Source organism: Chryseobacterium sp. SIMBA_028, from assembly GCF_046535285.1.
Lineage (GTDB): Bacteria > Bacteroidota > Bacteroidia > Flavobacteriales > Weeksellaceae > Chryseobacterium.
In genome coordinates this window covers 1-257 of record NZ_JAWRWZ010000501.1, presented here as the reverse complement: position 1 = coordinate 257, position 257 = coordinate 1, and the positions used below count along the sequence as shown (strand labels likewise).

Genomic DNA, 257 nt, shown 5'->3' with positions numbered 1-257 from the left:
CTTCGAACTGAAGCTCCACCTTCGCCGACTCGCTGCTTGTCTGCAAGTTGCGCGTCATGTCATCCACGACGCGGCTGTTTGTATCGCCCCATGCGTGGACATCCAAAGCGGTGCGCCCGATGACCGCTTCGCGGTGCAAGCCGCTCGCCTCCTCATACGCCCGGTTGCTCGCGATGTAACGGCCATCCAGATCTTTGGCGACAAGCGGATACGGGACCATCTCCATCATGGTTTCCTGAAAGTTCAGCTGTGACGCG

At 59.5% G+C, this 257-nt stretch carries 1 protein-coding gene; it reads right to left on the bottom strand.

Annotation, left to right across the window (positions count from 1 at the left end):
• The coding region (locus SCA31_RS24265; protein WP_410699538.1) for a PAS domain-containing protein at window positions 1-257 on the bottom strand (257 nt) is incomplete at both ends.